10 protein-coding genes and 2 pseudogenes are annotated in these 10,932 nt (G+C 62.6%); 8 read left to right on the top strand and 4 right to left on the bottom strand.

Going from position 1 to position 10,932, the window contains the following annotated elements; all coding sequences use genetic code 11:
- Positions 1-119: 119 nt before the first annotated feature.
- Entirely contained in the window at positions 120-392 is a 273-nt protein-coding gene (locus ACLP4W_RS30230) for a hypothetical protein (RefSeq protein WP_442391293.1), read from the bottom strand.
- Between the two features lie 430 nt (positions 393-822).
- Between ACLP4W_RS30230 and ACLP4W_RS30225 the strand changes: the two genes are divergently transcribed.
- Positions 823-1,392 (top strand): RyR domain-containing protein, encoded by a 570-nt coding sequence (locus tag ACLP4W_RS30225; RefSeq protein WP_442391291.1) that lies wholly within the window; start codon positions 823-825, stop codon positions 1,390-1,392.
- 41 nt (positions 1,393-1,433) lie between these two features.
- Here the strand turns inward: ACLP4W_RS30225 and ACLP4W_RS30220 are convergent.
- Positions 1,434-1,593 (bottom strand): annotated as a pseudogene (locus ACLP4W_RS30220) (transposase); the annotation flags it as partial.
- Positions 1,594-1,819: 226 nt separating this feature from the next.
- Between ACLP4W_RS30220 and ACLP4W_RS30215 the strand changes: the two are divergent.
- The 4 genes from ACLP4W_RS30215 to ACLP4W_RS30200 all read left to right on the top strand — a co-directional run bounded on the left by ACLP4W_RS30215 (position 1,820) and on the right by ACLP4W_RS30200 (position 6,554).
- The gene (locus ACLP4W_RS30215) at positions 1,820-2,035 is read left to right on the top strand and encodes a hypothetical protein (protein WP_442391289.1); all 216 of its coding nucleotides are present in this window, start codon (positions 1,820-1,822) and stop codon (positions 2,033-2,035) included.
- Positions 2,036-2,113: 78 nt separating this feature from the next.
- Positions 2,114-3,460 (top strand): toll/interleukin-1 receptor domain-containing protein, encoded by a 1,347-nt coding sequence (locus ACLP4W_RS30210; RefSeq protein WP_442391287.1) that lies wholly within the window; start codon positions 2,114-2,116, stop codon positions 3,458-3,460.
- Positions 3,461-3,653: 193 nt separating this feature from the next.
- On the top strand, positions 3,654-5,603 hold the full coding sequence (locus ACLP4W_RS30205; protein ID WP_442391285.1) for a tetratricopeptide repeat-containing protein: 1,950 nt from the start codon (positions 3,654-3,656) through the stop codon (positions 5,601-5,603).
- A gap of 204 nt (positions 5,604-5,807) precedes the next feature.
- Complete coding sequence (locus tag ACLP4W_RS30200) at positions 5,808-6,554, top strand: hypothetical protein (protein WP_442391283.1); 747 nt, start codon at positions 5,808-5,810, stop codon at positions 6,552-6,554.
- 278 nt (positions 6,555-6,832) lie between these two features.
- Here ACLP4W_RS30200 and ACLP4W_RS30195 read toward each other — a convergent pair whose 3' ends face one another.
- On the bottom strand, positions 6,833-6,985 hold the full coding sequence (locus ACLP4W_RS30195) for a hypothetical protein (protein ID WP_442391296.1): 153 nt from the start codon (positions 6,983-6,985) through the stop codon (positions 6,833-6,835).
- A 9-nt stretch (positions 6,986-6,994) separates the two neighbouring features.
- Positions 6,995-7,218 (bottom strand): annotated as a pseudogene (locus ACLP4W_RS30190) (GMC oxidoreductase); the annotation flags it as partial.
- Positions 7,219-7,599: 381 nt separating this feature from the next.
- Here ACLP4W_RS30190 and ACLP4W_RS30185 point away from each other — a divergent pair.
- From ACLP4W_RS30185 to ACLP4W_RS30175, 3 genes are all read left to right on the top strand, one after another.
- On the top strand, positions 7,600-9,021 hold the full coding sequence (locus tag ACLP4W_RS30185; RefSeq protein WP_442391281.1) for a TRAFs-binding domain-containing protein: 1,422 nt from the start codon (positions 7,600-7,602) through the stop codon (positions 9,019-9,021).
- A 239-nt stretch (positions 9,022-9,260) separates the two neighbouring features.
- Positions 9,261-10,373 carry a patatin-like phospholipase family protein gene (locus ACLP4W_RS30180; protein WP_442391279.1) on the top strand — a complete coding sequence of 371 codons (1,113 nt, stop codon included), beginning with the start codon at positions 9,261-9,263 and terminating at the stop codon, positions 10,371-10,373.
- Between the two features lie 250 nt (positions 10,374-10,623).
- A complete protein-coding gene (locus ACLP4W_RS30175) occupies positions 10,624-10,854 on the top strand; it encodes a recombinase family protein (RefSeq protein WP_442391294.1) in 231 nt (76 codons plus the stop codon).
- The last annotated feature ends 78 nt before the right edge of the window (positions 10,855-10,932 follow it).

Below are 10,932 nucleotides of genomic sequence, written 5' to 3'. Positions count from 1 at the left end.
ACACCACCGTCGTTGACCAACGACCGCCGCGGCAGCGACTGACACCCGATCAAACGAAAGCCGCCCCGGCATAAACCGGGGCGGCTTTCACCTGCCTATTGACAAACAATGCCTACATATCAGCTGGTATGCATATGCACCCCGAGGAGTTCTGGCCGACCTTCGGATCGAGGACGTCTGATCAGGCGGTAGAGGTAGGCGTCGACGATCTCGACATATGCGTGATTGGCCAGACATGCGGCGCGTACATCTTTGCTGGCGGCCCGGGAGACACCTACCAGTACCTCGTCTATGGCGCCGCTGATTGACCACTCGCTACCCGTCAGCCGCCCCGGGCCACCGGGCCGCCGCGAGTGGCCGCGTGGTGGCACCAGCCTCGCCAGCAGGCTCATGGTGAGCGCTTGCGTCGATCGAACCGTGTTGAGGCGGCTAAGCTCACCACGATCAACCCGGCACCGAGCACGATCAGGCCGGCCCACGGTCGGATCAGCAAGAATCCCGCGCTGAGCACACCAATTCCGGCTAACTCGATCACAATCGAAACGGCCTCGCGCCAATGAGCGGAAACGGACGCGCGCCAGCCCGGCCGACCCTCTGGTGTCACTGGTTTGCTGGTTTCTTCAGTTGGCGCACTCGGTGCTGACCCGCTCGAATTTGTGGTTTGAGGACTAGTCACGACGCTCCCGGTTTATGCGGTGTCCTAGGTCAAAACGATTCCACCACACCCGTGGGCTCTTGCTGTCCATTTTGAGAGCCTCACAGCAAACGGATACGCGCGGTGCACAGCCGGTAGGCAGCGCCGCAGCATGCGGGTAGCGGCCGATGCCGCGCCTCACCTCGGCGCGGGCTCGTCCAGATCCCGTCCTCCCCACCCGACCCGGGCACAGATGTAGCGTTGAACCGATGAAGGATGGCCCGATCGAGCTCATTGCGCAAGCCATTCACGAGCGCTGGCGCAACGAGCAAATCGACGCCGGCAAGCTGGCGCCGTCGTGGGACGAACTGGACGAGCCCCGCAAAGAATCCAGCCGCGAACACGCTCGTGACATCCCGGTCAAGCTGCACATGGTCGGCTGTGCCAGCGCGCCGTCGCAGGACGGGGACGCGAAGGACTTCGCGTTCACCGACGAGGAAATCGAAACGCTCGCAATCGCCGAGCATGACCGCTGGATACGCGAACGCACGGGGGCTGGCTGGACGCTGGGCGAAAAGGATGTCGACCGGAATAAGACGCCCTATCTGGTGCCGTTCGAGGACCTGCCCGCCGACATCGCCGAGTACGATCGGGTCTTCGTTCGCGCCATCGCCGCCATCCTGGCATCGGCGGGCCTGCAGGTCGTTCGCACGACCGAGCCAACGCCAGAAACCAACCAGCCGCCGCCGGCGACATAAGACCTTGCGTCGGTCTGTCTGCGGAGCTCGCCCGGCCCGGCGCTGTGCTCGCCGCAGCCGGCGCTGCACAGCGCGTCGGCCTCTGCGCTCATCAACGCTTTGAATGAACGTCGACAGCAGCCCGCGAAGCAAATCCGGGCTTGCGGTGGCGAGTTGATCGGCCAACAGCTTCTCAATGTCGATAGGGTGAGGTGAGGTCATCGCGTCGTTCTCCTTCGATTGACTTGCCGGTCGTTCGAAGAATCACGCGATGACCGCTCTCTATCGGGCTACGACACACCGCCAGTCAGCGGAAATCCGTACCCCACGTCCCTGGACGCGACTCCGATCGCCGCGCTCGGTCCTGAACCGCTGGGAGCCGAGATGCGAGTACTAAAGCGGGCTGGCCTCGGCGAGCAGGATGCGGCATCGGCGTTCTGCGTAATGCTTGCCTATCACCGGTGCGATAGAAAACGAACTCGCCGCGATCGCGCTCGGCGGCCCCTTGGCTCGTAAGCCCGATCACGATGATGATCGCTGGAACGAAGCACCAGACGTGAAACTCTTCCTTGCCAGAATGGAGCAAACGAGCTACGAAGCCGAGTTCGAAGCGGGACTGCGCTTGCTCATTGCCGGCCTGGATAAGCGCCGCACATTTGAGTAGTTGACTACGCTAGTCGTCCCGCGCCCACGGCGAGAGCATGGTGTTCGTCCCTGCAGCCCGATTGGAAGGGAGTCCGCCATGACAACGGCACATCGCGCTACCCGAAAGACCGCGTGGGCGCGTCCGGCTTCTGTACAGACGCCGCAACTCTTCGTGTCCTATCCCCGAGAGAACAAGCGCGAAGTCGATGAACTGGTTGACCACCTTCAGCAGCTGAACTACAAGGTGTGGGCCGATTCTTCCCTGCGCGGCGGGCAGGAATGGTGGGATGAGATCCTTCGCCAGATAGCCGATTGCGATGCGCTCATCGCGATCGTCTCTGGCAGCACACTGGACTCGGTTGCCTGCAGACGCGAACGTGAATGGGCGCTGAAGCTCAACAAGCCGGTGCTGCCGGTCGCCGTTGAACGCGTCCTAGAGGCGGCGCTTCCCGGAGAGCTGTCGATGTTACAGATTGTCGACTATTCAACGCCTGGAGTGGATTCTGCGTTTGCTCTAGCGGCTGCTCTTTCAGGGTTAGGGCCGGCACCGCCGCGCCCTGAGAAGTGGCCGGATCCACCGCTTGCCCCGCTGTCCTACCTCTCGCAGGTAGTTGACCGTGTTTCGCAGGACGAACCGTTAACGCAGGAAGAGCAGCGGCGAATTCTTGACCAACTCCAAACCGCGCTCGGATCCGCCGACCCAGAAGAGCAACAAGGTGGTCGTGAAATCCTCGACAGGTTTAGCAAGCGGGCAGACCTTTTCGCCGACGTCGACCGAAGGGTGGGCCAGCTCCTAGCACGCAAAGACACACCTTCAGCGCCAGGACCGATATCCGGTCAGTCCCCTGCGCACCCACCTACGCCTCGATCGCCAAAGCGCGCGAAGATCATATCCACGATCGTGAGCACGTTGGCAATCATCGGGGTCATCTCCGCGGCGTTTATCCTCAGTCATCCGTCCAGGCAGAAACCCACCAGTTCATCACCAGCCGACGCCCAGGCCCGGCTTTTTAGTCTGCTTCCCCAAGGCTATCGCGATAGCTGTGAACTGGACCGGCCGCCGCCGGGCTCCTCATTGGCAGACGCGCTGGCCTTTGTCAGGTGCCATCCAAGTCCCAACTCTGGCCTGCCGCCAAACGCGGTGTACGCGCTGTTTTCGGACAAGGCAAGGCTAAAGAATGCCTGGGAGAAAGCCGTAGCAAATGACACAATGCAGCCCTGCCCTGGTGGAATCAAGTCGCCAGGCACCTGGCCCCTGGCGGTCTCCCCGAACTTAGTCAGCGGCATGGTTGCATGCGCGATTTATAAGGACCCACTGCAATCTTACAAGGAGCAAGCAGAGGTGGAGTGGACCGATGAGTCCGAGAAGTTGTTCGGCGCTGTCTGGAAAGACCCGGATCCGTCCGGAATCGATCAGCTATACGAGTGGTGGGATTCCCACTAAACACAATAAGCACTCGAAAACCCAATTCATTCACCGCAATTCCCGCAAAATCCCTTCGTCGGTCAGGTGGCGTTGCCCATACTGGGCACATCACGCCAGCGGGGTGTGGTTGGTTGACGCTTGCCGGAAGCATCCGGGCCGGCGCCTTCTCACTCAACCGATCCAATCCACTGGGCTCACTGAGGAGTGACACATGATCATCGTCTACAGCGGCTCAGAAGCGGACTATCCGGGGCAGGCGGCGCCGGACCTGTCTGCAGATGTCGCCGAGAGCCTGTTGGCCCGAATCCGCGGACTGCTCCAGTCCTTGAAACCCGCAAGCCTCATCGGTTCGCTGGCGCCGGGCGCCGACATAACCTTCGCCCGCGCGGCACTCGCGGAGCAGGTTCCGCTGAAGGTCCTCCTGCCCTGCGACAGGGACACGTTCCGTACAAAGAAGGTGGAGAGCCGCGGGGAACCCTGGACCTCCCACTACGACCGCATCATCACGACGTCTCTTGTCACCATCGACGACCGAGCGAATCTCGACCCGGATGATGACGCAGATCGCCGCCGCCACAACGTCGCGATGCTAGACGATGCCGCACAGAGCGCCGTCGCCGATGGGAAACGCGTCTGGGTCATCACCATTCGGCCACGGCCAACTCCATCGGCTTCGAGCGTGACAGACGATCTCGTACTGCGGTCCGAGGAGCGGGGGATTCTCAGCATCGACCTGGATCCGTCTCCGCAAGACCCACCGCGGGCTTTTGTGGTGATGCCGTACGGCAAGAAGAAGGACCCACGAGCCAACCGGTACCTCCAGTGCGATCCCGCGTTTCACCGGGTCTACCGCCCACTATTGGAGGACCTCGACGTCACATGGACGCGCGCGGATCTTCAGACCGATAGTGGGATCATCCACTCCGCGATGCTGCTCGATCTGGCCAACTCTGATCTTGTGCTGGCCGATCTTTCCGCGATCAATTTCAACGTCGCGTACGAAATTGGAATTCGTCACGTATTCGCTTCACACTCCACCGTTCTCGTCGATCCGCGCATCAGCTCCTTCAAGCGTCCCGCGGCGCCGTTCGACATCAACATGATTCGCCTGCACTCCTTTGACCGGGGAGCCGATGACGTCACCGACGAACAAGCCGAGTCAGCGATCCGCGCGCTGCGGCCGGTAGTCGAAACGGCCTTGAGCACAACGGCTGTCGACAGTCCTGCGCACGAATGGTTCCAGTTGGCACATGTCGTGCGGCCGTTTCGGCCAAGGTCGACCATGCCGCAGAATCAGCAAGCCGAGACCAGCATCAGGCAGAGCGTGGCCCAGGCGGTGCAGAGCGCCGACGTCGGGTCGATGCGAGCGGCGGCGGCCCAAGTAGCAGCGGTGCCCGACCTTGCCGACTCCACCCGGCGAGCACTGCGGATAGAACTGGCAGCAGGACTGCTCCAGGAGATCGCCTACGCCGACGCGCGCGATCTGCTCGAGCAAGCCAGACCGGAACCGGCTGATCCCATGCACCGGACATGGCTGCACAAGACGGTCATGGCATATCGCCGCCTTGGTGAGCAATCGGCCGATCCAGCCATGCAGAGGGAGTATTGGGGCATCGCGAGAATGCATCTCGCCCAAGCCGAAGAAGCCGGCTATCGCGACTCGGAGACCTATGGTATCTGGGGTGGGCTTCTTAAGCGGCAGCTCCAATTCCAACGGGGAGGCATGGACGAGGCCGTCGCGCAGACTCTGTTCGCCGAGATGGAACGGAACTACCGTTTGGGATTCCAACTCGATCCCGACTACTACACCGGCGTCAACCTCCTGATGGCGCTTCGGTGGAGTGGCCGTCCCAAAGACGACGTATTCCGCACAGAATTCGGCGAAACCCTCACCGTCAGCCGCTTTCTTGCGCGGCGGGCCCTCAATGAGGATCCGGCGGATTTCTGGGCGATGGTGACCCTGGCGGAGCTCACGTTGCATGAGGCCTTCGAAATCGGCGCGCCAATCGACCCGGCGGTACGGCAGTATGCCGAGGCTGCCCGTTTCGGCCGGCCCGACGAGATCGCAAGCACAAGGTTCCAGCTCGAATTCCTGCGGACGTGCGGGGATCCCGCTGAAGACATCGCAAGAGTGCTTGCCGCGCTTGACCAGGCCCGCTGACGGTAGTCGACGCAGTGCCAGCGCGCGGAGCGTGAACGCGGCTGCACCGCGACAGAAGCGAAACCGACCCACAACGGGGTCGCGGGGTCCTAGGCGCACACACACGATCGAGCGGTCAATGCGCCGCCACGGCGATTCAGCGGTGATAATGAGCCCCGTGTGCACCGCGTCAGCAAATGACCCTACCCGATGCGGGGGGCGAGGGTGACATCGCGGCTGCGCTTTGACTTTCCCGGCGGCGCCCGCGCACAAGCAGTAGACGTCGGCGACGTTGGTGAACTTCCGTCGGCGCTAACTCGTTTGGGGCTGTCGCCGCCGCGACCGACCGTGGTCGTCGTCGGGGGAGCCGGCGGACTGGACCGCGCCGGCATCGAGCGCCTCCGCCCCGTCATCGAAACAGGCATTGTGCCGGTGCTGGAGCGATTCGGGGCCGCCGCCGTCGACGGCGGGACGGCGTCTGGTGTGATGCGGATGCTGGGTGAAGCCCGCTGGGCGCTGGGCGCTGCTTTCCCGCTCGTCGGCGTGGTGGCTGAGGGCACCGTGGAGGTGCCCGGCAGGCCGGCCCCGCCAGGTGGCCACGCGGTGCTGGAACCCCATCACAGCCACTTCGTGATCGTGCCGGGTGACCAGTGGGGTGCGGAGGCCCCGTGGATCGCCCATACCGCAACCGTTCTGGCAGGTGCGGCCCCGTCGATCACGGTGCTGATCAACGGCGGAGAGATCGCGTACTCGGATATCGAACGCAGTCTGCAAGCGGGACGCAGAGTGGCCGTCATCGCCGGGTCAGGCCGCACCGCCGACGTGATCGCTTCCGCACTCGCCGGCACCGGCTCCGACGAGCGCGCCCAGGCCCTGACCGAATCGGGTCTCGTGGGCTCGGTGCCCGTGGACGATCCTTCTGCGCTCGCCGAGCTGCTCGCGTCAGCCCTGGGTGAGACTAGCGCCGACTGACGCGTACAAAGTTGACCAAGGAGAGACCAGATGAGCGCAACGCCGACTTCGCAGAATCAGCCTCTATGCTGTGGCGATGACGGTGGCGACGTGTCCGCCTACAAGCGCCTCCGTCCATAGGCACAGCGCGCTGGCAAATGCCGCGATTTCTGCTGTGGAGTGAGTGTTCGATCCCCGAGCTCCGCATGAGGACGGCGACCTTCTTCAAGGCTCATTTCCGTTGCAGCGCCGGCAAAGCCGGCACCTCCACTATCACTATTTGGCCGACTCTGTCGAGCCTACGCCGACGGGGTTGGGCTTGGCTCATGACGCACCATCGCTGTCGCGACGGCCGCGCGATGCAGGCCGTGGGTCGCGTTGATCATGTCGGCGCAGCGCTCGGCGATCATCACGATGCCGGCGTGGCAGTTGCCCGACGGCACCGCGGGCATCACGCTCGCGTCGGCGATACGGAGGCCCTCGATCCCGTGCACGCGCAGCTCCGGGTCGACGACGGCGAGCTCATGCGGCAGGACCCGGCCAGGTGGTAGTACGAGTCGGCCGTCCGGGTGACGAACGCGTTCAGGTCATCGTCGGAGTTGGAGACGTCGTGGCGCGGCAGCAGTTCCTCGCCGGCCCACTCCGAGAACGCCTTTGTGGCGAAGAGTTCCCGTGCGAGCTTCACGCCCTGCACGAGGCGGTCGCGGTCGGCCCACCTGCTGCATGCCCTCGCGGATCACCCGGTGAGCACGTGGTTGTGGAAGTTCTCGCCCACCCCCGGCAGCTCGGCCTGAACCTGGATCCCGTACGGGCGCAGGTTGTGCGTCGCCCCGATCCCCGAGACCATCGCAGGTGCGGCGACTCGATTGCGCGGTCGCAGGCGAACTGAACACCCGACCCCGCAAAACCCTCAACTGGCAAACACCCGGCCAGCGCCTCAATACACTACTAGCGCAAGCAACATGAACCACCTGTGTTGCGACCACCGCTAGATTCCGCCTGATAGGGGAGGGGCCAAGTGAACGCTACGTCGATGTCGGAGAATCAGCCGTTGTGCTTTGTGCTCATGCCGTTCGGGTTGAAGCGCGATCCCGCCGGTGGACCCGGCATCGATTTCAACCGGATCTACGAGCAGGCGATCAAGCCCGGTATCCGGGCAGCCGACATGTTTCCAGTCCGCGCCGACGAGGAAAAGCTGGGCGGCATCATTCACAAGGCGATGTTCGAGCGGCTGCTCCTATGTGAGTTCGCCATTGCAGATCTGACCACCAGCAACCCAAACGTAATGTACGAGTTGGGGATTCGTCACGCGGCACGGCCGAGGACCACCCTTACCATATTCGCGCAATCATCTCCGCTTCCCTTCGACGTGAATCCGTTACGCACGCAGCCGTACCAGCTGGGAGCCAACAACGAGTTCCCGGATCCCAATGCCGCTGAACTGTGCCGAAACGTCACCGAACATTTGAGGCAGCTCAAGGCGCTGGCCGCCAAGCAGAAATTCGCCGACAGCCCGCTTTTCCAGTTGATCACCAGATGGAACCCTGAGCCACTCACGCCCGACTCTTACGAAGGGTTTTCTCATGAGAGGGTCAAGGCGACCGAGGATCTGAAGGGCCGATTACGCCGGATCGGGCGCGCCGCCGCCGACGCGCAGCAACGGCCGTCGCTGTTACAGCAACTTGCTGAAATCCAAGCCGAGGCTCTCGCCGCCGGTGAAACGGATGATGTGGGTGTTCTCGCCGAACTCATGCTCGCACATCGTGCACTTGAAGACTGGTCGGGCATGGTGGAACTGTTCACGGCGATGCCGGAGGCCCTGCAGCAACAGATACCGATTCGCCAGCAGCTCGCGTTCGCCTACAACCGGCGGGCGGAAGCCACAAAGCGGGCCGAGGACCGTGCCCAGGCCCTCGACATACTGGAGCAACTCGAGGAAAAACAGGGACCCAGCCCAGAGACCTCCGGCATGATCGGGCGGATCCACAAGAGCCAGTGGCTCGAGGCGTCCAACTCTCACGACGTGATCAAAGCCCGACAGTATCTCGTCAAGGCCGTCGACGCGTATGTGCGTGGCTTCGAAGCGGACTGGCGCGACATCTACCCCGGGGTGAATGCGGTTACATTGCTTGAGGCACGAGGCGATGACGATGCTCTCGCTTTGAAGGCGCGGCTGCTGCCCGTCGTCCGGTTCGCCGCCGAGCAGAAGCTGCAGGTGCCTCGTCCCACCTATTGGGACTATGCGACATTGCTCGAGCTTGCCGTGCTGGACGGTGACGTCGAGGTTGGAAACAGAGTGATGGATGACGTTCTGGCGGCCCAGTCAGAGACCTGGCAGCCACAGAGTACTGCCGGCAATTTGCGCATCATTCAAGACATTCGCAGCCAACGAGGCGAAGACGTCACGTGGATCGGGCGACTGATCGCTCAGCTTGAGGCAGCGGCCGGCGTGCAGAACATAGACGGTCCCGCTGGCAGCGGTTCATGACCGCCCCACACCTTATCGTGGCGAAACCTGCCGGTACGGCCACTGAAGAACCGGCTGCGCGATGCGGACAGCGTCGTGACGATGCGATCGGCGACCATGCTCCACCGTGGCTGGGATTTTTTTTCCTACGGTTGGGAAGACAAGCGAGCGATCTTGCCCTCCGATGGGGTAGATGCCAGTGACTGATGCCGACCGCTGCTACCGTTCGTCGCGTCAACCATTGACGGAAGGGTACTTTCATGGGGTATCGCGATCGTCTTCGGGCTGAGGGCCCAAGAAAACTGCTCGCGCTGGATGCGGGCGGCATCCGGGGTGTGCTGACCGTCGAGATACTTGCTGCCATTGAAGAAATTCTGCGCGCCAAGCTCGGTAAGGATGCGGTCCTCGCCGATTACTTCGATTACATCGCGGGCACGAGCACCGGCGCAGTGATCGCGGCGGGGCTGTCTCGCGGCATGCCCGTCTCGGAAATCCGCGCTGTTTATCACCAGCACGGCAAAGAGATGTTCGACCGGGCGTTCATTTTGGACCGGTACCGATTCAAGTTCGACAGCACCCGGCTGCAGCAGCTGCTGCAAAAAACCTTCGGTGAGAAGACCATATTTGGCGACGACGATCTCAAGACTTTGCTGATGGTGGTGCTCCGCAACGCCACGACTGACTCGCCGTGGCCGTTGAGCAACAATCCCGCCGCCACCTACAACGATCCACAACGCCCAGACTGCAACCTCACTTTCCCGCTGTGGCAGCTCTTCCGCGCCAGCACGGCCGCCCCGACCTTCTTTCCGCCCGAACTGATCCGAGTCGGCGAACATGACTTCGTTTTTGTGGACGGCGGGGTCACCATGTACAACAACCCCGCCTTCCAGCTTTTTCTAATGGCGACATTGGGTGCGTACGGATTACGTTGGGCCACCGGCGAAGACAAGCTGCTGCTCGTCTCGGTCGGCACCGGCTCGGCACCAAAGGCCGACGACACCCTGCGGCCGGGGGAAATGAATCTGCTCTACAACATGAACTCGATTCCGGCCGCCCTGATGTCCGCGGCCCGTAACGAGCAAGACATGCTGTGCCGAGTGTTCGGACGCTGCCGGCACGGCGCCACGATCGACCGGGAAGTAGGCGACCTCATCGATGAGGCGCGCGGGCTGCCCGGCGAACGCCTGTTCACCTACATGCGCTACAACGCTGAGCTCACGGCCGAGGGACTGGCTGAGCTCGGCCTACCCGACATCCGCTCGGAAAACGTCCAGAGAATGGACTCGACGGATCACATCGGCGAGCTGCAACAGATCGGACAACGGGTTGCCGCACGCGATGTCACGAGCAGCCATTTCGACGGGTTCCTATGAGCTCCAACTCAACCGTTTGCTCCGTTGTTCGCTTGACCAAAGACGACGACTCACCCTCTCGACGCCGGAGAACCAGAATCAGAGCAATCAGTGGGCTCTCGACCATTTGGTTGGACCACCCCTCGGGGCGCGACTTCTTACCAGTGAGCGCGGCCCAATGGGGCTGCGACCACACAGAAAAGGAAACACATCATGAACACCACACACCACCGCACGAAAAAGCTGATCGCCTCAGCACTGGGGGCCGGCACTGCCGCGGCGGCGTCGGCTCTTATCTGGCGTCCGGGACGACAATCCCGGGTTCGCCGATTGCATGCGGTATCTGCGGGAGGGCGACACCCTGATCGTGTGGCGACTCGACCGCCTGGGTCGCAACATGCGCAGCATCGTCAACACCCTGCACGAGTTGACCGAGCGCGGCGTAACACCCCAGCTGATCAGAAAACGTAGACTTTGGCCTCGTTTCCGCCTGTGCACGTGACCAGCTTGCGGTCGAGCACGCAGGTCATGTCATAGACCTGACTGGTTTTCGGGCTTGGCACCCCAACCAGCACGAAGA

This window comes from Mycobacterium sp. (assembly GCF_052145595.1).
Lineage (GTDB): Bacteria > Actinomycetota > Actinomycetes > Mycobacteriales > Mycobacteriaceae > Mycobacterium.
The sequence above is the reverse complement of the archived record's forward strand: the minus strand, read 5'-3'. Positions and strand labels throughout refer to the sequence as shown.